Below are 23,142 nucleotides of genomic sequence, written 5' to 3'. Positions count from 1 at the left end.
GTCATGCGCATCGTCGTCGCCCTTGGGGGCAATGCGCTGCTGCGGCGGGGTCAGGCCCTGACCGCCGAGAACCAGCGTGAAAACACGGCCATCGCCGCGCAGGCGCTGGCCACCATTGCCGAGGGGAACGAGTTGATTGTGACCCACGGGAATGGCCCTCAGGTGGGATTACTGGCCCTACAGGGCAACGCCTATAACCCGGATGAGGCCTATCCGCTGGACGTGCTTGGGGCGGAAACCGAGGGCATGATCGGGTACATGATCGAGCAGGAGCTGGGCAACCGTCTGCCGCCCGAGACGCCTCTGGCCACGCTGCTGACCATGATTGAGGTCGATGCCAAGGATCCCGCCTTTGACGACCCCACAAAATTCATCGGTCCGGTATATGACAAACCCGAGGCAGAACGATTGGCCGCCGACAAGGGCTGGCAAATTCGTGCGGATGGTGACAAATGGCGACGGGTTGTTGCCTCTCCGCTGCCGAAACGGATTTTTCAAATCAGGCCGATTAAATGGCTGCTGGAACGGCAAACCGTGGTGATCTGTGCCGGTGGCGGGGGCATTCCCACGGCCTATACTTCTCCGGGTTATCTGGAGGGGATAGAAGCGGTGATCGACAAGGATCTGGCCTCAGAGCTGCTGGCCCGAGAGGTCGGGGCCGATTTGTTCATTTCGGCAACGGATGCTGATTGTGCCTATCTGGACTGGGGTACCGATACTCAGCGTGGCATAAAAGCCGCCTCACCAAAGGCCATGGCCAAGTTCAATTTCGCCGCCGGTTCGATGGGCCCAAAGGTCGAGGCCGCCGCCCAGTTTGCGCGGCTTACCGGCAAAACCGCAGCCATCGGCGCACTGGCCGATCTGGCGGATATCGTTGCGGGCAGGAAGGGCACAACCATAAGCAAAGACGCAGCTGAAATCCTATTTCACGACTAACTCAGATGATTGCTGGGGCTGACGGCACTTCTAACAGAACCGCCAGCATGTTCAGTTCCACCTAAGTGGTTCTGTTTGAATTCTGGCAACAAGGGCGAGGCGGCACCGGACGTGTATTCTCCAGAACCAATAACGGCTTGAAATTTCATTTTCTTTGCGCGACTTGAAAGCATGAAGACTTTGAACTGTCCAAACTGCGGTGCGCAAACCCCGATTGCGCTGAAAGGGATAAAGGTTGCCACCTGTGCGTCCTGCGGTACGACGTTGATGATCAATGATGTCCAGGTTCAATCGGCGGGCCAGCAGGGTGAGATGCACGATGCACCGCTTTTGTTCGGGATAGGCGATCAAGTGCAACTGGGTCGAACGCCGACATTGATTCTTGGTCATGCGCGCTATTCCTACGGGCGGGGGTTCTGGGATGAGTTCTGCGGTGTCGATGGTGATGGCCGCACCTGCTGGATATCGCTCGATGAGGGAGATGTCGTTCGGCAGAAACGCTTGACCGGAAAGGACACGCCGAAATTCATGCCTCCGTTCAAGCTGGGCGAAACGCTGGATTTCGACGCGGCCACATTCACGGTTACCGAAGTTGAACATGCCGAATGTATCGCGCTGCGTGGACAGTTCGATGAGGTGCTTCAGGTCGGGGAAAGCCATGAATTCGTGAACGCTTCCGCCGGGGACGAGGCTTTGTTGTCCGGCGAATTCTGGCCCGGTCATGCGATCTGGTTCTACGGTCGGTGGTATGACGCATTTGACGTGAAGGTTCAGCGGCAGCCATGACCCGAGATCCAAGTCTTCTTTCGATCAACTGCACCTGCTGCGGCGCCGGTCTGGATGTACTGGGCGGTGGCCGGGTGATCGTGCAGATCTGTTCGTATTGCGGGGCCGAGCTGGATGCACAGAACAACTATCGGACATTGCGGCAGTTCAAGGATCAGAAACGCCCGGAAACCCCGCTTTCGATTGGGATGAGTGGGTCGTTGTATGGTGCCGAGTTCACCATAATTGGTCTGATCGAACATGCCGAGCGCTGGGGCGGACGGGTCTACCAATGGATAGACCATCAGCTCTATTCGCCAACTCACGGCTATGCCTGGCTGACGCTTGAGGCGGGTCATCTGGTGTTTTCCAGACGCTATCGCGGATCGGCCTGGATGTCGGAGCGGTGGGTTGAGACGGCGGAATCCCCTCCCTCTGTGACGATCGAGGATGGGCGCTTTGTGTATTACGAGACCACCACAAGTGCGGTCACCTATGTTGAGGGTGAATTCACCTGGCCGCCGTCACTGGGGGAAAAGACAACCACAATTTCGGCGATGTCTGATACGGCGATGCTGGGGTTTTCGACCACCGGGTCCGAGCGTGAGACCTATCGCTCGTTCTATGTTTCGAAACAGCAGGCCGAAGCAGCTTTTGGGGTTTCATTGAACCTGAACCCACATCGGGTGCATCCGCTGCAACCTTTCATCGAGGGCCCAAACTATAGATTTTTGCTGGTCGTATCATTCGTGTTTACGATCCTCTGTCTTGTGATGGCGGTCTCTTTCTCTCAACGATCAGGAGAGAGGGCGATAGAGCGTCAGGCGCTAAAACGTGGCGACTTCCCGGCCGAGATCACAATCCCGCTTGAAGCCGACAGCCAACTGACGCGCGTTTCCTTCTCGGGCAATGTCAAAAACAGTTGGATCTATCTGGACATCGAGCTGCTTGATCCCGAAGGAGAGCCAGTATTCGAGGCGGGCCGAACGATCGAATATTACACCGGGCGCGACTCGGAAGGATCGTGGAGCGAAGGCAGCAAATTTGCGAGCCTGACGTTTCGACCAGATCGCACAGGCGATTACACACTGGTATTAGACGTGCCTGAGCAGGGGCTTTGGACCGGGTCGGGCGTAGGCCATGTACCGGGGCAGCCGTTCAGCCAGTTGCAGGTCAGTGTCAAAACCGGACTGTCCAGTGGTCTTTGGACATTCGCGCTGGCCGGGGTTTTTGGAGCGCTGTTCCTGTTTCAGTTCGGGCGCAAATGGTTGCATCAACGCGCCCGGTGGTCGGGAACTGATTGGGTAAATGAGGATTAAAGTGACAGCTTTCAGGATCATTTTCGTCGTCATTTCAACTCTGGCCGTGGCTGCCACAGGTTATGTCTCGTGGCATGGGTATTGGGCCGAAAGCCGTGACTTGGACACCTCGGTTCGGGTCGGCAGCGGCGGCGGCGGGTACTATCGGTCAAATCGGATAAAATAGTGAGGAATCAATGGATTATATAGCAGCAATTCAGATTGCAGAAATCATCAGCACAATCTTCTACACCCTTCTGGGCGTGACGCTGATGTGGGTCGTGTGGAAGGTGATCGACTGGATGACACCCTTCTCGGTCGTGCACGAGATCGAAAAAGATCAGAACATCGCGTTGGCGATCCTGATCGGGCTGCTGTTTGTAGCAGTTTCCATCATCATTGCGGCTGTCATCTTGTCATGACCCCGCCCCGCGCGGTTGAGGCGCGCGCCGCGTGGTTGTTGCTGGCCACCTTTCTGGTGGCCGTCGCCGGTCTGATCTATGAGCTGATTGCAGCCACACTCTCCAGTTATCTGCTGGGGGACTCCGTCCGCCAGTTCTCGCTGGTGATTGGTATCTTTCTGTCAGCAATGGGGGTCGGGGCCTGGCTATCGCGCTTTGTCTCGGATGCGTTTTCCGGATTTGTCTGGGCTCAGATCCTTTTGGGCATTGTCGGCGGATTTTTGGCGCCGGTGTTGTTTCTGAACTACGCGTGGATGGGGCAGGTGGCCCTGCCGCTGTACGGCGCCTTGATTGCCATTGGTATCCTGTCGGGGATGGAGATCCCTTTGATCGCCCGTGTTCTGGAACAGATTGGGGCGTTGAAGTTCCGCTTTGAAAACGTGCTGAGCGTCGACTACATCGGTGCGCTGGTTGCCTCGCTGGCTTTTCCACTGCTGGTAATCCCATATCTGGGACTGATGTCGGCCAGCCTGGCCTTTGGAGGGTTGAACCTTGCCGTCGCAGGCCTGTCTCTGTTGGTGTTTCGGGAATGGGCCACGCGAGTCCAGGTTGCGGTTTGGGCGGTGGCCTTTGTGGCAACACTGGGCGCACTGTGGCAGTCCGAACGGCTGGTCTCGGTCGCCGAGGCCGAACTGTTCGAAGATGATGTCATCCTGTCCGAGGCCACGTCGTATCAGCAGATCACCGTCACCCGGTACCGCGACCGGGTGCGCCTGTTTCTGGATCATTCGATCCAGTTCGATTCCCTTGACGAACACCGCTATCACGAGCCACTGGTGCATCCGGCCATGGCCCTTGCGCCGCGCGCGCGTGACATTCTGATCCTGGGGGGTGGAGACGGCATGGCCGCGCGCGAGGTGCTGCGCTATCCCGAGGTGCAGTCCGTGACGCTGGTGGATCTTGATCCGCGTGTGACGCAGTTGTTTCGCGACCATCCAGATCTGTCCAAGCTGAACGACAATGCTCTCAGCGACCCGCGCGTGACGGTTGTCAATGAAGACGCCTGGAGGTTTCTGGAGCGGGAAACCCAGATTTACGACGTGGTGATCATTGATCTGCCAGACCCCAAATCCATCGCCTTGTCCAGACTATACACCAAGCAATTCTACGGCTTGCTGGCCGAACGGCTAAGCGGGCAGGGGGTCTTTGTCACTCAGGCCGGATCACCGTTCTTTGCCCGACAGGCCTTTTGGTCGGTGGCCGAAACGATCGAGAGCAGCCGCAATCCGCAAAGACCCGGGCGGGGACTGCAGGCGGTTCCCTATCGCAGCTACGTGCCGAGCTTCGGCGAATGGGGGTTTGTTCTGGCTACATTTGAACCATTGACCGACCGCAGAATCGAACTGCCGGATGGGTTGAGCTATCTCGACGATGATGTTTGGCGCGCGGCACAGATTTTTGACGGTGATACCGACCGGGTCGATGCCGAACCTAATACACTGCAATCGCACGCACTGATGGGATATTACTTAGACGGTTGGGACTACTGGTTCCGGTAAACCGCGGTTGACGCGCGTAATTTCAACTCGGGCAGGGCGCAGGTGCTTCTCAAGATATGCGACCGCTTTGTCCGGTTGCGTTGTGCCACACATGAAGATGTCGATGGCGGCATAATCATTTTCCGGCCAAGTGTGGATCGAGATATGGGATTCTGCCAGCAACAACACTCCGGTCACACCGCCATGCCCGCCAAATTTGTGGAACTTGCCCGACAGTATCGTTGCGCCAGCCTCCCGCGCAGCGCGGGTCAGTGCCTCTTCGATGTGCATTACGTCGGTTAGGTATAGGCTGCCGTAATGATCGACCAGAATATGCATTCCCGAGCCAGCCAGCGTGCCTGTGTCAGCGTTTTTGATTGCTGGTATGGTCATGATCCTGGTCCTTTCTGCGATTTGATTTTTCGCAGATTCTTAGGGGTTTGTGCGCGGCAAGTACCTAGTTGGCTTCGCCCTTCAGGGCAATGGAAATGAAATTGAGGGATGCAAAGAGGACTCTTCGAATTTAATAGTTAAGAAAGAAGAACGTACTCAGGTTCTATTTTCTCTTGATCAAATGGGACGCAGCTTTCCACGATTATGCTCGACCTAAGGTCCAGACTTGCGTGTCATGGTTCTGGGGTGAAGGGCCGAGACGATAGGGTTTCACTGGACAGTAATTTGGAATTTTAACCTTGTAAATCTTCCATCAAATGGAATAAATGCAAGGTATGATCAAGCGCGGTGATAGGAAGTCAGTTGAAGACTCTCTCGAGAACCAGGCGGGTGTAGTCCTGCTTGGGCCGCGGCAAGTTGGGAAGACAACCCTCGCGCAGGATATCGCTGAAAGCCGTGACGCTGTCTATCTTGATATGGAGAGATCTGCTGATCGCCAGGTGCTCGAAGAGCCAGACCTCTATCTCGACGAGCAGGTTGGGCGCCTGGTGGTGATCGATGAAGTTCAGCTTATGCCCGGCCTGTTTAAGGCATTACGCGGTCAGATTGACCGACGACGAAGACAAGGGTATCGGACTGGGCAATTCCTGCTGCTGGGGTCGGCCTCGAACACGCTTCTGCACCAAAGCGCAGAATCTTTGGCTGGCCGGGTCAGCTATCACGAGCTGACGCCTTTCATTTTGTCGGAAACCGGAGCGGACTCGATCTCTGCGCTGTGGTTGCGGGGTGGGTTTCCAGATAGCTTCCTTGCCAAGAACGACAAAACCAGCCTGGCATGGCGCGAGGATTTCATCCGCACCTATCTGGAACGCGATGTTCCGGCTTTTGGGTTGCGCATCCCGGCGGAAACATTGCGCCGGTTCTGGACAATGCTTGCCCATGAGCAAGGCGGGTTACTCAATGCGGCGAAACTTGCGGGAAACCTGGGTGTCTCTGGCCAGAGCGTTGCGCGCTATCTTGATTTGCTGGTCGACCTGATGCTGGTGCGCCGTTTGCAGCCATGGCATTCCAATGCCGGAAAGCGTTTGGTCAAGTCCCCTAAGGTCTATATTCGCGATTCCGGGTTGGCCCATGCACTTCTTGGGATCGAAACGCAAGAAGACCTACTGGGGCATCCGGTTGTCGGCGGCAGTTGGGAAGGGTTCTGCATCGAAAGCCTGATCACCGCGGCACCGCGCGGAACAGAAGCAAACTTCTATCGCTCTTCAGCAGGGGCTGAGGTAGATTTGTTATTGAAACTTCCCCGCGGCGGCCTCTGGGCCATAGAGATCAAGCGGACGACATCAGCGAAGGTTACGCGTGGGTTTCACATCGCGACAGAAGAATTGGACGTCTCAGAGCGCATCCTTGTCTATGCCAACGACAAGGAAGTGCCGGGGCAGGGAGGTGTGCGGGCTATGCCTCTCATGAGCGCAATGAAACGGCTGGCGTCAGCATAGACGCAAGAGGGACCGCGCCATTGGCTCAACGTCATGCCCTAAATTCGAAGAAAACGTGGTCGTAGAAGCTATCGAATCCGACTGCTTGTAGTAGATTTCCCGAAGGAGTAGTCACGTTAACCGCCAGCCCGACAGGGACAGCTGGTTTACAGACGGTTGAAAGCTCTACAGAAAAACGCCTGTTTTGATTATTCCAAGCCTGCGCTTCTGCCGCGTCTCAACAAATTGAACCGAAAGCGGCGAGGGTCTCAAGCCGCTACTGAAAGGGAGCAGTACGGACAGGATACGGGATTTTCACCGCATCTGCCCCGGTTCGTGGCTATACAATAGTCAAGACACTCGTTAAGGGGCTGTCTTTACCCATGGATGATGCATTGATTGCAATACCGCACAATCCCATCTCCTGACCGATGAAAAGAACCACCGCTGTGAAACAAACCATTGCAAATGCGCTGGCTCGCAAGGGCTATGACACCTTAACCCAAGTTCAGCAGGCTGTAACCCGGCCCGAACTGGAAGGGAAGGATATGCTGGTTTCGGCCCAAACCGGATCGGGTAAAACCATCGGATTCGGTCTGGCGATTGCGCCGCGACTTTTGGGTGACGCTGAGACTTTCGAAACCTCGGGCGCACCGCTGGCACTTGTTGTAGCACCAACGAGGGAACTGGCGCTGCAGGTAAAGCGTGAACTCAGCTGGTTGTTCGCCGATACGGGCGCGTTTCTGGCGTCCTGCGTCGGAGGTATGGATATTCGGGATGAACGCCGTGCGTTGGCGCGTGGCGCGCATATTGTTGTCGCCACTCCGGGACGGCTGCGGGATCATATCATGCGGGGCTCGATCGACCTGACGGCCATTCGCGCCGTGGTTCTTGATGAGGCCGACGAGATGTTGGATCTCGGGTTCCGAGAGGATCTGGAATTCATTCTGGATGAAACACCATCAGACCGTCAGACTTTGCTGTTTTCTGCCACTGTCCCACGTGCGATTGCCAATTTGGCGACACGGTATCAGCGCGATGCAGAACGTGTGAGCACCGTCAGCGAAAAGACGCAGCACGCCGATATTGATTATCGTGCTATGTTGGTCGGTCCGCGCGACGGCGAGAATGCAATTATCAATGTGTTGCGCTATTATGAGGCGCCGAACGCCATCGTGTTCTGCAATACCCGCGCGATGGTGTCACGTCTGACCGCGCGCCTGTCAAACCGGGGCTTTTCGGTCGTCGCCCTATCCGGAGAATTGACCCAGAGCGAACGCTCGAACGCCTTGCAAGCCATGCGCGATGGGCGTGCCAGGGTCTGTGTGGCAACGGATGTTGCCGCCCGCGGTATTGATTTGCCTAACCTTGATTTGGTGGTCCATGCGGAACTTCCAAACAGCCATGAAACACTGCTGCACCGCTCGGGTCGAACAGGCCGGGCCGGGCGCAAGGGCGTTAGCGCACTAGTGGTTGCACCCGCGTCGCGGAAAAAGGCGGAACGTATTCTGAAATTCGCCAAGCTGACCGCCGATTGGGGGACAGCCCCGTCAGCCGAAGAGGTGACCGAACGCGATCAGGTGAGGATGTTCGCATCGGATGACTGGCAAGCAGAGATTACGGAAAGTGAACGCGCAGCAGTTCAGAAAATGGTAGAAAGCTTTACCCCTGAGCAGATTGCAGCAGCTTACCTGCGGCAGTACAAGCTGCGTCATTCCGCGCCAGAAGAGTTGTCGACGGTCGATCAGCAAAGCCAGAAACCGCGCGCGGCCTTTGGCCCCAGCGTCTGGTTTTCGCTGTCCGAGGGGCGCAATCAAAATGCGTCGCCGCGTTATATGCTGCCGATGATCTGCAAGTCAGGCAATCTGACGAAGGATGACATTGGGGCCATCCGGATTGCCGATGATGTGACCTATTTCGAGATCCGTGAGCCCAGCGTCGAAGGGTTTCTGACAGCCGTTGGGCCCGAGATGAAGATCGAAAAGGTCAAGAATCTCGTGCGTCTGGACGCGGCACCGGACTTTGCTGAAACTGGCCGGACCAAGCCCACCGGAAAGCAAAGAGGCAAACCGATTACGAGCAAACGAGATACGACTCCGACCGAACGGAGCGGCACTGCAACCTATGGACGTCGCAAGCCTGAACCCGAAGGCCGGGCACCTTCCAGCCCTGCAGAACGTTCCACAAGGGCCGTCAAATCAGCCAAAGTAGAACGCCAGCGTGCTTCGAAAGACGAGGCAGATGCCTTGTTCAAACCGGTTGGTGCAAAGCCAAAGGCACGTAAGGGCGGTAAATCTGAAGCCAAAGGCGGCGATATCAAATCTGCCCGAACAGCATCAAAGGGTCCACCTCCACCCAAAGGTAAGTCAAGCAGCAAGAAGAACCGAGCGCGAGTCGCAGCGGCCAAATCTACAAAAGGTGGCGATTCTGTCCCGAAACGGCGGAAGACTTAGCCTGCATTCCATTCCGAACCTGGTTTTTTGGCTCTGGGCATTACCTTTAAGGGACAATGGAAGGCATGGGCGAAAGAAACCGCTCCATCACGACCAGGATCGGACTATCCCCCACAATGTACCTTTGGTTCACGGGTCGAGATTGTGTGAGAGGCTCACCATGGAGAGCCGACAAGCCTATCCAGTTGCTGTACCACGCGGGTAGCAGAGATGCTGGTGGAAACCATTAGGCAGAGGTTCTTTCGTATTCGTTTGCTCCCAGAAAGTTTGGCAAACTTCACATCAGAACGAAGAAAGCTTCGCGGATAGGTCGAAACCCAAGTCTGTAATTGTCGAGAGGCAGATGTAACTGCCTCTCGACAAATTGAACCACAATGGCTGCCTATCTGTTGAGGAACTCCATTTCGTACTTATCCTCAACATCTGGCACTGGGTGCTCAGCGTGAAGCGACGAGACAATACCATAGATCATGAACAACAAGATCACAGCGATTGGTAGCCCTGCGACGATGGACGCTGTCTGTAGCGCGCTCAACCCACCGGCCAGCATTAGGACACCGGCAACAACGCCTGCGGTAATACCCCAAAACACACGGAACTTGATTGGCGGATGCTCGTCACCCATCGACAGCATTGTGCACATCACCAGTGTCCCCGAGTCAGAAGACGTGACAAACCACGAAATCAGCAGAACCGTAATCAACACTGTGATCGGGTACACCAACCATGTGTAGCCAAATCCTTTGACCGTTTGGAATACGCCAGCGGCGTAGTCATTGTTGACCGCCTCGACGACACCTGCGTCGTAGAACAGATCAACCCCGGCTGCTGCGCCACCAAAGACACCCATCCAGAGCATCACGACTGAGGTTGGAATAAGAAGAACGCAATAGCAGAATTGCTTGATCGTCCGCCCCTTTGATACCCGCGCAATGAACAGTCCAACAAACGGGCACCATGCGATCCACCAGCCCCAGTAAAAGATCGTCCACCAGCTCTGCCATTGGTTTTCGGGCTCACCGTTGATCCAGAAACCCATGGGTATCACCGTCCAGAGGTAATCTCCAAATCCGGATATGGTTATGCCCAACAGGAATGCCGTTGGTCCCAGAATGATGAACAGGAGCAGCAGGCCAACACTTGCCATAACGTTGGCTTCAGACAAGATACGCACGCCTTTGCCAACACCCGATGCAGCAGAAGCCGTGCCAAGACAGGTGATGATTGCGACGAGGATCAACTGATTTGTCTGGGTGTTTGCCATCCAGCCAAGATCCTCAAGACCGGCGGCGATTGGTGTGACGCCCAACCCCAATGAGGTTGCGAGGCCAAAGATTGTACCAAATACGCCAATCAGATCGACGAGATGACCCCAGGGACCATAGATCCGTTCCTTCAGGACAGGATAAAGAGCGGTGCGCAAAGTCAGAGGAAGCCCATGGCGGTACGAGAAATATGCAAGGCAGAGGCCAACCAGCACATAAAGGGCCCAACCGTGGAAACCCCAGTGGAAATTCGTGATCGTTACCGCAGAAACCGCCGCGTCAACCGAACCTGGTTCAATTCCCGCCCGTTCAAGGAATGGGCTGCCTTGGATATGGAACATTGGCTCTGCAACGCCCCAATAGATCAGACCAGATCCCAAGCCCGCACTAAACAGCATGCAAATCCATGAAAACGTTGAAAAATCTGGCTCGTCATCATCCTTGCCCAGCTTCACGTGTCCGAACCGGCTGATCATAAGCCAAATTACGAAAAACAGTGCCGCGTTAACGACCAGTACATAGAACCAGTCCAGGCTACCGATGATGAAGTTTTTACCTGTCGCAAAGATCGCACTTGAAGCTTCAACATCACGGATCGTGAAAAACACAAACCCCAATATCATCACCATCGAAGCGATACCCATCGTCGGATTCATACCTTTGAACAAGCCGCTCTTTGCTACAAGATTTTCAGGTTTCTGTGTTGATTGATCACTCATTTTGCACCTCTTAGACCTGTTGTTTCGGCTTACCGTGTTGAACCCGCAGCGCCCTGACGGGCGGAGGTTGCGAGCCAGGACTGGAACGCCTCTTCCAGGCGCCCGTGGTTGGTGGCCCACCACTCGGCGTCCGACAGAATGTAAAGATTGTCTTCATACGCCGGACCGTTCGGGATGCGCTCCAAAACGTCATCTGACAGGAGTGTCATCGAAGATTTTCGGGTTGGACCATTTGGCAGGTGCCCGACCATATCGGCCAGCGAATTTGAGCTGCTAGCAAAGCGAATAAAATCAATGGCCTCTTCTTTATTCTGGCTTCCTTTTGGAATGCCGAACAGATCCAGCTCAATCACACGGCCGTCCATGTTGACCGTAAAATCGGAACCATCTTCCTGGGCGGCCGTTGCACCGGTAGTGGCCCAAATCGATGACATAGCAATGTCGCCAGAGTTCAGCAGACGTACGGGTTCGCGCCCGGTTTCCCAGATTTGCAGGCCGGTTTTTATGTCGTCCATCTTTTTCAGCGCGCGCTCAACACCTTCTTCGGTTTCTAGCGTTGGATACACATCATCGCGGGCTACGCCGTCGGCCATAAGGGCCCATTCCATGATCACTGTCGGATCATTTCGGATGGCACGTGGCCCAGGATAGGTTTCTGTGTCGAAGAAATCCGAAATGGTTGATGGAGGCGTTTCTGCGAATTGAGAATTGTTATACGCATATGCGGTGCCCCATACGATGACTCCTACGCCACAATCATTTAGGGCACCTTCGACAAAATCCTCTCGAAATGGTGTGCCATCGACGCCATCAGGCAGTTCTATGTCAGATATGTTCTCCAGCAAGCCCTCTTCGCAGGCGCGAAGTGAATCTGCTTGCGTAAGGTCGACCACATCCCAAATCACATTTGCGCTTTCGACCTGATCGCGGATTTCCGAGATGCCACCATTGTAATGTGCAACATGCACATCAGCGTTTTTGGCTTGCTCATAAGGGCGCACAAACCCAAGCATCTGACTTCGCATGTAAGGGCCGGTCCAGGATGTGAAGGTGATGGACGGCCCGGGCTCTGGGATTGTGGTTTCGCTCTCAGAGTTACTTTGCGCCATCGCATTACTCAAAGAGAGAGTAGAAAACAGCGCAGCTATCATTATCCGACAGCCCCTGACCGCCTTTAGCCTATAGTACATCATCAAATTCCTCCCTAGTCGCTTCTAATTTTGTATAAGCGCTTTGTTTGGGTCGTCCTCCTGGTCAATTCCCAGCACATTCAGCAAGAATACATCAAATTCACCCTGATGATCAGCAATAATCAAAAATTGCGAAAGCTAAATACGACTATTACGCCAGACAGAGCGACAGATTTGGCAGAGCCACCAAGAAACAAGGCTTGCGGTTACAGGTTGTTTTCCAGAAGCCAGCGATACAGAGAAACCGGTTCCTGTTCATCGACCACAGTTAATTACGGACCTGATCTTGGGGCCTATCTCACCTTCGGCGAAAGAGCCTCAGGGGCGTGCGCGGGCGCTGGAATGACGACGCCCAGGACATGGTGTGCCACTTCGCACACGCGACGGATATCAACATCGCGGAGCTTTGAAGTCTTGATCAACATTCTCATGACAGCTGCATGATCGCCGCCGCCCACGGGCGTAGGCAAATATATCCTGCGCGCTTTGTGATTTGTATGTCGGTCGCTGTGTAACCGTTCAGGATGTCGATAGGGGCCAGTAACTCTGTGACTTGCTGGTTGAAGTCGCAAACCACCAAGCACCGGCCGAGCAATTTGATACAATTTATCTTGCCCTCGACGCGCCTCCAGCGATGCTCGTTGTCTCAATTTTACCTGATGGCGCGACAGAGGTTTATAGAGGCTCGCAGGGCCTCATTCCTTGCGCCGAGCCGTTTCAACGCTTCATTGTAGGCCAACCAGTTCGTCATTTTGACTTCGTGGGAGTAAAGCAGTTCATACCACACAGCTATCACCTTGGATTCATGCAGTGAATCCTCGAACCAAATTGTGCGGAAAAGTAGGTTTATTGGTCAAACAGCAAAAAATCTTTGCAGTTGAAACCTTGCTTTATTGGTCGGAGTGAGAGGATTCGAACCTCCGGCCCCTGCCTCCCGAAGACAGTGCTCTACCAGGCTGAGCTACACTCCGACCGTGGCGGGTGATTTATACCTGAGGGTTTGGATGTGCAAGAGGGATTCTGGGTCTGGTTTGTGATTAATAACAGGCTTTGGACAGGCTCAAAATCCCCGCGATTAGACCCATGTCAGACCAGGCGGTCAGTGCGATAAAGTCGGATTTTTGTGCCACCGTGATCCACTACCGGCCCTGCCGGAAGCAAAGGAAGGCGCGTGGCATGGGCCAGGGATGGGGTGCTTGTTACGATGCCAACGCGCCAGCATTTGAAGCGTGACATCAGAACCTTGCCGAAACTCCCATACAAGGATCGCAGCCGTTTTTCATCGCCTATCCGGGCGCCATAAGGGGGGTTTACGATCACCAACCCTTCAGCACCTTGCGGGGGCTTCAGATCGCTGATGGAGTGGCAATGAAATGTTGTATTGGTCGAAACACCGGCTTGTTCCGCGTTGGCTTTTGCGGCCTCGATCGCGCCTGCATTCCTGTCGGAGCCGAAGAACTGAACCTCGGGGGCAGGGGGTTCTGACCCGGCGCGCATGTCGGACCAGATGTCGGGATCAAAACTCCTTAGGCTTTCGAATGCAAAATTACGCGTGCGACCGGGAAGCAGGCCCAATGAGATCTCGGCAGCCTCGATGACGAAAGTGCCCGACCCGCACATGGGATCCAGCACCGGTTCGGTCCCGTGATAGCCACATTCGCGCAGGAACATGGCCGCCATTGTCTCGCGCATGGGGGCCTTGGCGACGGAAGTCTTGTGACCTCGCTTGTGCAGGGGCTCTCCGGAGGTGTCGATCGAGAATGTGCAGATGTCTTTCTCAATCCGCAAAAGCACGCGCAGGGCTGCATCTGTCGAGATTGGAGTCCCCAGTGTCTCGGCCAGCGCTCGTTCGATCCTTTGGCGCGCGGCACCCGCATGATAAATGCGCGATTTGCGGCTTGTCGCCTCGACTTTTACCGGCACTTCCGGGCGCAGGAAATCTGACCACGGAAATTTTCTGGCGCGTTTGTCCAGTTGTGCCAGATGGACAGCGGGAAAGCTGCCAATCCGAACCAGAACTTTATTTGCGCCCCGAAGGCAAAGGTTGGCACGCCATACTTCGGGCCACCCGCCCCGACAAACCACGCCACCAGCAATGACCTTAGCATCGGCAAATCCCTGTTCGGTGGCCTCGGCATGCAGCGGCGCCTCTAGTCCGGGCGTTGCTACCAGAAAAATTTCCAGATCGTTCGTTTGTTCCATCAAGGGTGCTTACACCGGACATGATCGGGGCGCGACAGGCAATTTCAGCGAAAGTGATACAAGAAAGTGAATACCGTGAGGGAATTTTGACGGTTACAGGTTTGCTTTTGGTATCATCCCCGCGTAAAGGGGCCACAATCAGAGGGACGGCCGCGGATTTCAGTCGCAATTCGACGCTTTTGCGACGACTGCTTGGAATTCTCGCGTTATTGTCTGACACTAGATAGGTGTTGGCTCAGCCGGCACAGGTAAAGAGGCTTGGAAGACCGTAGCGACATGCAAACTTTCAAACTGAAAAAAGGGTTGGAGCTGCCGGTGCAAGGCGCACCGGAACAAACCATCCATCCGGGTCCAGAATTCAAGACTGTTGGGGTTTTGGGGGGCGATTACCTTGGCTTGAAACCGCGAATGCTGGTTCAGGAGGGGGATGACGTTCAACGTGGCACTCCGCTTTTCTGTCACAAGGACGCACCCGAGGCGATGATGGTCGCCCCGCTAAGTGGTAAGATCGTTGCCATCAACCGTGGTGCGCGCCGGGTTTTGCAAAGCGTTGTGATCGAGGTTGCGGATGCCAACGACACGGGTATCGATTTCTCGGGTGTTGGTGATGCGGACAGCGCCGAGGGTGTTACCGCCAAGCTATGCGCCGCGGGGCTGTGGACCGCTTTCCGTACGCGTCCCTATTCCAAGATACCAGTTCCGGGCACCAAGCCAGCAGCGATTTTCGTCACCGCCATGGATAGCGAGCCACTGGCCGGAGATGCAGAACTCATCATCAATGACGCGGGCAAAGCATTTGCGGATGGTCTGGTAGCCGTATCCAAGCTGACCGAGGGCAAAACCTATTTGTGCCAGCAGGACGGTGCTTCAGTTCCGGGTAGCGATCTGCCAGACGTAGAGGCGGCGGCATTCTCTGGTCCGCATCCTGCGGGTTTGGCCGGAACCCACATCCATTTCCTCGAACCGCTTGCGGGCGAAAAGCAGGTCTGGACCATCGGGTATCAGGATGTCATCGCCATTGGCCGCCTGATGCAGACGGGCCATCTGGACCCTAATCTGGTGATCGCCCTGACTGGCCCGGGTGCCCGTCAGCCGCGCCTGATCCGTACGGTGATGGGAGCGTCGACCGAAGACCTGACCAGGGATGAGATTGATGTGGAGGGCACGGCACGGATCATTTCGGGCTCGATCCTATCTGGTCAGCATGCGGATGGCCCAACGGCTTATCTGGGGCGTTTTGCAAGGCAGATGACCATCATCCGTGAGGACCACGACCAGATTCCGATGGGTTGGATCCGCCCGATGCCTTCGAAATTTGCGGTTCAGCCGGTGCTGGGTTCTGCTTTCGCCAAAAAGCTGTACGCGCTCAGCTCGAATCTGAATGGGGGGCGCCGCGCCATGGTGCCCACGGGTACGTTCGAAGAGCTGATGCCGCAGGACTATCTGCCGACGCAACTGCTGCGGGCACTACTGGTGATGGACACCGATACTGCGCAAGCTCTGGGCGCGCTAGAGCTGGACGAAGAGGATCTGGGCCTTGTCGGCTTTGCCTGTCCGGCAAAATATGAATACGGGCTGGCGTTGCGCGACTGCCTGAACAAGATTGAAAAGGAGGGCTGATCCAAATGGGTTTGCGCAGCTTCTTCGATCGGATCGAGCCGAACTTTACCAAGGGCGGCAAGTACGAAAAGTATTTCCCCATCTACGAGATGGTCGAAAGCTTTATCTACACTCCGAAAACCGTGACCTCTGTGGCCCCGCATGCGCGGTCTTACGTGGATATGAAGCGGATCATGACCTATGTCGTGATCGCGACCATTCCCTGTATCCTTTGGGGGATGTGGAACACCGGCTATCAGGCCAACTCGGCCATCGCCAGCCTCGGGCCGGACTCTGCCGCCGGTTGGCGCATCGCTCTGCTGCAGATGTTTGGTATCTCGCTGGACCCCAGCAGTGTCTTTGCAAATGTGATGCACGGGTTGATGTATTTTCTGCCTATCTACATCGTCACACTGGTCGCAGGCGGCATATTCGAGGTCATCTTTGCCACCGTGCGCGGTCATGAGGTGAACGAAGGTTTCCTCGTAACATCAATGCTTTACACTCTGATTATGCCGGCCACTACACCCTTGTGGCAGGTGGCTTTGGGCATTATCTTCGGTGTGGTGATCGGCAAAGAGGTATTTGGCGGCACCGGCAAGAACTTCCTTAACCCCGCGCTGGTTGGTCGTGCGTTTTTGTACTTCGCTTATCCTGCGCAGATGTCGGGTGACTCGGTTTGGACCCCGGTTGACGGGTTCTCGGGTGCAACCGCGCTGGCGGTGTCAGCGGCCGAGGGCGTACAGGCTCTTGCTGCCGAAGGGATCACATGGTCCAGCGCTTTTTACGGCACCATTCAGGGCAGCTTTGGCGAGACCTCGACCTTGGCCTGCTTGATTGGTATGGCCTTCCTGCTGATGACCAAGATTGCCAATTACCGCCTGATCGTTGGCTGTCTGGCCGGGACCATCGGATTTACGCTGCTGCTGAACCTGATCGGGTCGGATACCAACCCGATGTTCGCGATGCCGTGGTATTGGCATGTGGTTCTGGGTGGGTATGCATTTGGCCTGGCCTTCATGGTGACCGAACCGGTTTCCGCCAGCCACACCAACCTGGGCCGCTATATCTATGGCGCCTTGATCGGAGTGATGGTTGTGATGATACGCGTGATCAATCCGGCCTTCCCCGAAGGCATGATGCTGGCCATCCTGTTCGGCAATGTCTTTGCACCGCTGATCGACTATTTCGTCGTGCAGGCCAATATCAAACGGAGGGCGCGTCGCCATGTCTGATCCGCAACCTCAAGAACCCAAGGGCGCATTGGCTCGCTTTCTGGCCGCCTCGCCGGATTCGGTTGGCAAGACGATCTTCGTCGCCGTTGCTGTCTGTCTTGTTGCCTCGATGGTGGTCTCCGCCGCTGCGGTCAGCCTGCGCCCGGTGCAAGAAGCCAACGCGCTGAAGGACAAACAGGTTAACGTTTTGCAGGTGGCTGGTGTCTTCGAGCCGGGCATAGATGTGACCGAAGCCTTCGCTGCGTTCGAGCCGCATGTGCTCGAGCTTGCCACCGGCGAATTTGTCGACGATCAGTTCGATCCGGCAACCTTTGATGACCAGGCTGCTGCAAGTGATCCTGAACTCAGCGTAGCATTGGACACTGACCCGGCGGGTATTGGTCGTCAGGCCAAGTACCGAGTGATCTATCTGTTGCGCGATGATGCGGGCGATTTAGACAAAGTGATCCTGCCGCTGCATGGTTATGGCCTGTGGTCGACGCTCTATGGTTTTATCGCTCTAGAAAATAACGGCAACGACATTTACGGCCTGCAGTTCTATCAGCATGGTGAGACCCCCGGCCTTGGCGCCGAGGTGGACAACCCGCGATGGAAAGGTCTGTGGAATGGCAAGAAATTGCGCGACGATGCAGGCGAGCTGCAGATTACCGTCGCCAAGTCGCAACCCGCCGCCGGTCCCGAATTCTATGTCGACGCGCTGGCTGGGGCTACTCTGACCTCGGTTGGTGTCGATAACCTGGTGAAATTCTGGATGGGTGACGCGGGCTACGCCCGGTTCCTGGCCAAACTGCAAGCAGGAGAGTTTTGATGTCTCAGACCAAGAAAGAGATGCTGGTCGACCCGCTTGTCGACAATAACCCGATCACGCTGCAGGTCCTGGGCATCTGTTCCGCGCTGGCCGTGACTTCCTCGTTGCAGGTGGCCTTTGTAATGGCGCTGGCTGTGACCTTCGTGACCGCCTTCTCGTCGATGTTCATCTCGATGTTGCGCAACCAGATACCCGGCTCAATCCGGATCATCGTCCAGATGGTGATCATCGCATCGCTGGTGATCCTGGTGGATCAGGTTCTCAAGGCCTATGCTTTTCAGATTTCGAAGACCCTGTCGGTATTCGTCGGGCTGATCATCACAAACTGTATCGTGATGGGCCGTGCCGAGGCATTTGCGATGAAGAACCCCCCAATCGCATCTTTTATCGACGGTGTTGGCAACGGCATGGGCTATGGGCTGATCCTGCTGCTAGTCGGCTTTATCCGCGAGCTGTTGGGGGCCGGGTCGCTGTTCGGTGTCACCATCTTGCAGACTGTGAACAATGGCGGCTGGTACGTGCCTAACGGTATGCTTCTGTTGCCGCCTTCGGCGTTCTTCATCATCGGCCTGATCATCTGGGCCTTCCGTACATGGAAGCCGAACCAGGTCGAAGAACGTGAATACAAAATCCAGCAGGTAGAGGCACACTGATGGAAGGGCTTATCTCACTGGCCGTAAAGGCCATCTTTGTCGAAAACCTTGCGCTCAGCTTTTTTCTTGGCATGTGTACCTTCATCGCCGTGTCCAAGAAAATCTCGACCGCGCTGGGTCTGGGGATCTCGGTCATGGTCGTGCAGGCGATCACCGTTCCCGCCAACAACCTGCTGCTGACCTATCTGTTGAAGCCCGGCGCATTGGCCTGGGCTGGGTTCCCGGATGTGGACCTGACCTTCCTTGGCCTGATCTCGTATATCGGTGTGATCGCGGCCATGGTTCAGATCCTTGAGATGGTCTTGGACAAGTATTTTCCGCCGCTCTACAACGCGCTGGGGATTTTCCTGCCTTTGATCACGGTGAACTGTGCCATCCTGGGCGGATCGCTGTTCATGGTCGAGCGGGATTATAACTTTGCAGAGGCGACGACCTATGGTCTGTCCTCGGGCTTTGGCTGGGCGCTGGCGATAACTGCAATGGCGGGCGTGCGCGAAAAGCTGAAATACTCGGACATTCCCGACGGCCTTCAAGGTCTGGGGATCACCTTTATCACCGCGGGACTGATGGCGATGGCCTTCATGTCCTTCTCGGGCGTGAAACTGTAAGGGGGCGGCAATGGAAACCTTTAGCCTTGGCGTCATTCTTTTCACGCTGATCGTATTGGCGCTTGTCGCCCTTATCATGGCCGCCCGGTCGCGGTTGGTGTCGACAGGCAATGTCAACATCACCATCAATGGTGAGAAAACCGTGTCCGTGCCCGCCGGCGGCAAATTGCTGCAAACGTTGGCGGCCGAGAAACTGTTCGTGCCATCGGCCTGTGGCGGCGGCGGGACCTGCGCACAATGCCGCGTACGCGTCCATTCCGGCGGTGGCTCGATCCTGCCGACCGAAGAAAGCCATATCACCAAGCGCGAGGCCGCTTGTGGCGACCGTCTGTCTTGTCAGGTTGCAGTTAAACAAGACATGGATATCGAGGTCCCCGAAGAGGTCTTTGGCGTCAAGAAATGGGAATGCACGGTTCGGTCGAACGAAAACGTTGCCACCTTTATCAAAGCGCTGACGCTGGACCTGCCCGAAGGTGAGGATGTGAATTTCCGCGCTGGTGGCTATATCCAGATCGAAGCCCCCGCCCATGCGCTGAAATACACTGATTTCGATGTCGAGGAGGAATATCGCGAAGATTGGGATCGCTTCAATCTGTGGCAATACGACTCGGTCGTTGCCGAACCCATCGAACGCGCCTATTCCATGGCCAACTATCCGGACGAAAAGGGCATGATCATGCTGAACGTCCGGGTTGCCTCACCGCCTCCGGGTTCCGAAGGGATACCGGCGGGCCAGATGTCGTCGTATATCTTCAACCTGAAACCGGGTGACAAGGTCACGATCTCGGGTCCATTCGGTGAATTCTTCGCCCGCGAGACCGGAAGAGAGATGGTCTTCATCGGTGGTGGTGCTGGTATGGCGCCCATGCGCAGCCATATTTTCGACCAGCTCAAACGGCTTGAGAATCGCGACCGTAAGATCACCTTCTGGTACGGTGCCCGGTCCAAGAAAGAGATGTTCTTTGTCGAGGATTTCGACAGCCTCGCGGAAGAGTTCGACAATTTCGAATGGCATGTCGCCCTGTCGGATGCCCAGCCCGAGGATGACTGGAAAGGCTATACCGGCTTTATCCATAACGTTCTGTTCGACGAATACCTCAAGGACCACCCGGCACCCGAGGATTGCGAGTTCTACATGTGCGGACCGCCGATCATGAACCAGTCGGTCATCAACATGCTGCTGGATCTGGGTGTGGACCGCGAAGATATCATGCTCGACGATTTCGGCGGGTAATCAGTTATCCGGCGCCCTGTGGCGCCGGTTTCATTTTAGGTCTTTTGGTTCGATTACAGGCGCAGGTCGCTTGCCTCGCGTGGCAGGCAGGATTTGATGTCGAAGACTACGCTGTTTTCTTTGCCATAGGCTCGAAACTGCAAAGGATCGAGTGCCCGATATTCCGCATGCGCGACGGCCAGGACGACCCCATCATAGAGCCCTGGCTCAGGTTGGTCGATCAGGTCCAGGTCGTATTCTTCTTGCGCAGCTTTGGGGTCGGCATGAGGGTCGTGGACATCGACGCTTATGCCATAGCTTTGCAATTCTTCGATAATGTCGACGACACGGGTGTTGCGCAGGTCGGGGCAGTTTTCCTTGAACGTCAGGCCCATCACCAGAACACGGGCCGCGCCAACATTGATACCGCAACGGGTCATACGTTTGACCAGTTGCGACACCACATAGCTGCCCATCCTGTCATTCAGGCGCCGCCCTGCAAGGATGATCTGCGGGTGATGGCCCACGGCCTCGGCCTTGTGCGTCAGGTAGTAAGGATCCACGCCGATGCAATGCCCGCCGACCAGACCGGGGCGGAAGGGCAGGAAGTTCCATTTGGTTCCGGCTGCGCGCAGCACAGCCTCGGTATCGATGCCCATGCGACCGAAGATCATCGCCAACTCGTTCACCAGAGCGATATTCAGGTCGCGCTGGGTGTTTTCGATCACCTTCGCGGCCTCAGCCACGCGGATGCTTTCGGCCTTGTAGGTTCCAGCGGTGATGATCCGGGCATAGAGCGCGTCAACTAGATCAGCGACCTGCGGGGTTGAACCAGCGGTGACTTTGCAGATGTCCGCGATACGGTGGGTCTTGTCACCGGGGTTGATCCGCTCGGGGCTGTAGCCTGCAAAGAAATCCGTGTTGAAAGTCAGGCCCGAGGCGCGTTCCAGCACCGGAACGCAATCTTCTTCGGTTGCGCCGGGATAGACGGTGGATTCGTAGATCACCAAATCACCGGATTTCAATACGTGGCCAACTGTTTCCGACGCAGCCAGAAGGGGGGCTAAATCAGGCTGCTTACCTGCGGTGATCGGCGTGGGGACGGTTACGACATAGGTATCGCAATCGGCAATCTCCGAGGGGTTGGTTGTGAATTTCAGGCCGCCCGCCGCGCTCAGGTCATGTGGCTCAACCTCATGCGTTGCATCTACGCCAGCGCGTAGTGCCTCGACCCGCGCCGCATTGATGTCAAATCCGATCACCTTGCCAATTTTGCCGAAGGCCACGGCCAGGGGCAGGCCGACATAACCCAGCCCGATCACAGCAATCTTTCGGGAATTGGGGTCGGTTTCAAGCATATGCGTCACTTACCATGATAGTCGCGGAACCATTCGACAAACTGGGCGATTCCATCTTTGAAATTTGTCTGCGGACGATAGCCGGTCAGCTTTTGCAGCAGATCACTATTCGCCCAAGTGGCAGGAACATCACCCATCTGCATAGGCATGTAATTGCGGATGGCTTTCTTGCCGATAGCTTCCTCAATGGCTTCGATAAAATCCATCAGCCGCACTTTGTCGCCATTGCCGATATTCACCACGCGCCAGGGCGCCGCCGGCGACAGGCTGTCACCTTCTTCAATCTCATCTGCGCTGTCCGGCCGCACCGGAGGGACGTCGATCAGCAGTCGGATACCGCGGACAAGGTCTTCGACATTGGTGAAATCCCGATACATGTCGCCGTGGTTATAGATATCGATCGGGCGGTCATCCAGGATGGCGTCCACAAATTTATAGAGCGCAAGATCGGGTCGCCCCCAGGTGCCATAGACGGTGAAGAACCGGAACATGGTCGTGGGCAGGTTCCACAAATGGGCATAGGAATGGCCCATCGCCTCATTTGCCTTTTTGGTCGCGGCGTAAATCGTGAGCGGCGTGTCGGCCTTTTCGACCTCGGTGAAGGGCATGACCTCGTTGGCGCCATAAACCGAGGATGTCGAAGCCATCAGAAGGTGGTCTACCTTATGCTCGCGCGCGATTTCCATGACGTTGAACGTGCCGACCACGTTGGAATTGATATAGCTGCGCGGGTCCTCAAGGCTATAGCGGACACCAGCCTGCGCCGCGAGATGCACGATCACTTCGGGCTGGAATTCTTCGGTGACCTTTGCAAGCTGGTCGTAGTTTTCCAAAAGATCCTCGGTTGCGGAAAACCCAGGGGATTGCAAGAGCATCTGATGGCGGCGCTGCTTGAGCGAGACGTCGTAATAATCCGTCATCCCATCGTAGCCGTGAACCTGAAACCCCTCGGCCAGTAGTAGTTTTGCCAGGTGAAAACCGATGAACCCTGCTGTGCCTGTGACTAATACGCGCTTCATTTAACCCTCGA

General features: G+C 55.8%; 21 protein-coding genes and 1 tRNA gene. 14 read left to right on the top strand and 8 right to left on the bottom strand.

Going from position 1 to position 23,142, the window contains the following annotated elements; all coding sequences use genetic code 11:
- Positions 1-3: 3 nt before the first annotated feature.
- On the top strand, positions 4-936 hold the full coding sequence (gene arcC / locus FN806_RS09405; RefSeq protein WP_142636393.1) for a carbamate kinase: 933 nt from the start codon (positions 4-6) through the stop codon (positions 934-936).
- Here arcC and FN806_RS20455 read toward each other — a convergent pair.
- Positions 933-1,178: a hypothetical protein gene (locus FN806_RS20455; RefSeq protein WP_221929480.1), complete on the bottom strand. Its 246-nt coding sequence runs from the start codon at positions 1,176-1,178 to the stop codon at positions 933-935. The genes arcC and FN806_RS20455 overlap by 4 nt on opposite strands.
- A 25-nt stretch (positions 1,179-1,203) precedes the next feature.
- On the opposite strand from FN806_RS20455, the gene FN806_RS09400 reads away from it, so the two are divergent.
- The 5 genes from FN806_RS09400 to FN806_RS09385 are packed head-to-tail and all read left to right on the top strand — an operon-like array spanning position 1,204 to position 4,959.
- Entirely contained in the window at positions 1,204-1,722 is a 519-nt protein-coding gene (locus FN806_RS09400; RefSeq protein ID WP_246097218.1) for a DUF4178 domain-containing protein, read from the top strand.
- A complete protein-coding gene (locus FN806_RS09395; protein ID WP_142636391.1) occupies positions 1,719-3,020 on the top strand; it encodes a DUF4178 domain-containing protein in 1,302 nt (433 codons plus the stop codon). Before FN806_RS09400 ends, FN806_RS09395 begins: the two co-directional genes overlap by 4 nt.
- Position 3,021: 1 nt before the next feature.
- On the top strand, positions 3,022-3,186 hold the full coding sequence (locus FN806_RS20450) for a hypothetical protein (protein WP_185956671.1): 165 nt from the start codon (positions 3,022-3,024) through the stop codon (positions 3,184-3,186).
- Between the two features lie 10 nt (positions 3,187-3,196).
- Positions 3,197-3,421, top strand: a complete 225-nt coding sequence (locus tag FN806_RS09390; RefSeq protein ID WP_142636390.1) for a DUF350 domain-containing protein — start codon at positions 3,197-3,199, stop codon at positions 3,419-3,421.
- On the top strand, positions 3,418-4,959 hold the full coding sequence (locus tag FN806_RS09385; protein WP_142636389.1) for a polyamine aminopropyltransferase: 1,542 nt from the start codon (positions 3,418-3,420) through the stop codon (positions 4,957-4,959). The genes FN806_RS09390 and FN806_RS09385 overlap by 4 nt, the downstream gene beginning before the upstream one ends.
- Here FN806_RS09385 and speD read toward each other — a convergent pair.
- Positions 4,930-5,331 carry an adenosylmethionine decarboxylase gene (speD, locus tag FN806_RS09380; protein WP_142636388.1) on the bottom strand — a complete coding sequence of 134 codons (402 nt, stop codon included), beginning with the start codon at positions 5,329-5,331 and terminating at the stop codon, positions 4,930-4,932. The genes FN806_RS09385 and speD overlap by 30 nt on opposite strands.
- A gap of 335 nt (positions 5,332-5,666) precedes the next feature.
- On the opposite strand from speD, the gene FN806_RS09375 reads away from it, so the two are divergent.
- Together FN806_RS09375 and FN806_RS09370 are read left to right on the top strand one after the other, a co-directional pair.
- The gene (locus tag FN806_RS09375) at positions 5,667-6,830 is read left to right on the top strand and encodes an ATP-binding protein (RefSeq protein WP_142636387.1); all 1,164 of its coding nucleotides are present in this window, start codon (positions 5,667-5,669) and stop codon (positions 6,828-6,830) included.
- Between the two features lie 410 nt (positions 6,831-7,240).
- A complete protein-coding gene (locus tag FN806_RS09370; protein ID WP_246097217.1) occupies positions 7,241-9,262 on the top strand; it encodes a DEAD/DEAH box helicase in 2,022 nt (673 codons plus the stop codon).
- A 382-nt stretch (positions 9,263-9,644) separates the two neighbouring features.
- On the opposite strand, the gene FN806_RS09365 is transcribed toward FN806_RS09370, so the two are convergent.
- From FN806_RS09365 to FN806_RS09350, 4 genes are all read right to left on the bottom strand, one after another.
- On the bottom strand, positions 9,645-11,246 hold the full coding sequence (locus FN806_RS09365; protein ID WP_246097216.1) for a BCCT family transporter: 1,602 nt from the start codon (positions 11,244-11,246) through the stop codon (positions 9,645-9,647).
- Positions 11,247-11,275: 29 nt separating this feature from the next.
- The gene (locus FN806_RS09360; RefSeq protein ID WP_185956670.1) at positions 11,276-12,355 is read right to left on the bottom strand and encodes an extracellular solute-binding protein; all 1,080 of its coding nucleotides are present in this window, start codon (positions 12,353-12,355) and stop codon (positions 11,276-11,278) included.
- A 975-nt stretch (positions 12,356-13,330) separates the two neighbouring features.
- Positions 13,331-13,407: transfer RNA gene (locus FN806_RS09355), tRNA-Pro, on the bottom strand.
- A 115-nt stretch (positions 13,408-13,522) separates the two neighbouring features.
- Positions 13,523-14,638, bottom strand: coding sequence for a THUMP domain-containing class I SAM-dependent RNA methyltransferase (locus FN806_RS09350; protein ID WP_142636385.1), 1,116 nt, complete (start codon positions 14,636-14,638; stop codon positions 13,523-13,525).
- Positions 14,639-14,914: 276 nt separating this feature from the next.
- On the opposite strand from FN806_RS09350, the gene FN806_RS09345 reads away from it, so the two are divergent.
- The 6 genes from FN806_RS09345 to nqrF are packed head-to-tail and all read left to right on the top strand — an operon-like array spanning position 14,915 to position 20,775.
- Positions 14,915-16,258, top strand: coding sequence for a Na(+)-translocating NADH-quinone reductase subunit A (locus tag FN806_RS09345; protein ID WP_142636384.1), 1,344 nt, complete (start codon positions 14,915-14,917; stop codon positions 16,256-16,258).
- 5 nt (positions 16,259-16,263) lie between these two features.
- A complete protein-coding gene (locus FN806_RS09340; protein WP_142636382.1) occupies positions 16,264-17,472 on the top strand; it encodes an NADH:ubiquinone reductase (Na(+)-transporting) subunit B in 1,209 nt (402 codons plus the stop codon).
- On the top strand, positions 17,465-18,280 hold the full coding sequence (locus tag FN806_RS09335) for a Na(+)-translocating NADH-quinone reductase subunit C (RefSeq protein ID WP_142636380.1): 816 nt from the start codon (positions 17,465-17,467) through the stop codon (positions 18,278-18,280). Before FN806_RS09340 ends, FN806_RS09335 begins: the two co-directional genes overlap by 8 nt.
- Positions 18,280-18,933: an NADH:ubiquinone reductase (Na(+)-transporting) subunit D gene (locus FN806_RS09330; protein WP_142636378.1), complete on the top strand. Its 654-nt coding sequence runs from the start codon at positions 18,280-18,282 to the stop codon at positions 18,931-18,933. Before FN806_RS09335 ends, FN806_RS09330 begins: the two co-directional genes overlap by 1 nt.
- The gene (nqrE, locus tag FN806_RS09325) at positions 18,933-19,541 is read left to right on the top strand and encodes an NADH:ubiquinone reductase (Na(+)-transporting) subunit E (RefSeq protein ID WP_142636377.1); all 609 of its coding nucleotides are present in this window, start codon (positions 18,933-18,935) and stop codon (positions 19,539-19,541) included. The genes FN806_RS09330 and nqrE overlap by 1 nt, the downstream gene beginning before the upstream one ends.
- A gap of 10 nt (positions 19,542-19,551) precedes the next feature.
- Positions 19,552-20,775 (top strand): NADH:ubiquinone reductase (Na(+)-transporting) subunit F, encoded by a 1,224-nt coding sequence (nqrF, locus tag FN806_RS09320; RefSeq protein WP_142636376.1) that lies wholly within the window; start codon positions 19,552-19,554, stop codon positions 20,773-20,775.
- A gap of 53 nt (positions 20,776-20,828) precedes the next feature.
- On the opposite strand, the gene tviB is transcribed toward nqrF, so the two are convergent.
- Positions 20,829-22,112 (bottom strand): Vi polysaccharide biosynthesis UDP-N-acetylglucosamine C-6 dehydrogenase TviB, encoded by a 1,284-nt coding sequence (gene tviB, locus FN806_RS09315; protein WP_142636375.1) that lies wholly within the window; start codon positions 22,110-22,112, stop codon positions 20,829-20,831.
- A 5-nt stretch (positions 22,113-22,117) separates the two neighbouring features.
- Positions 22,118-23,131 (bottom strand): GDP-mannose 4,6-dehydratase, encoded by a 1,014-nt coding sequence (locus FN806_RS09310; protein WP_142636374.1) that lies wholly within the window; start codon positions 23,129-23,131, stop codon positions 22,118-22,120.
- Positions 23,132-23,142 lie beyond the last annotated feature (11 nt).

The sequence above is a fragment of the Ruegeria faecimaris genome (genome assembly GCF_900182615.1).
Lineage (GTDB): Bacteria > Pseudomonadota > Alphaproteobacteria > Rhodobacterales > Rhodobacteraceae > Ruegeria > Ruegeria faecimaris.
This window is presented reverse-complemented; position numbering and strand designations above follow the sequence as displayed.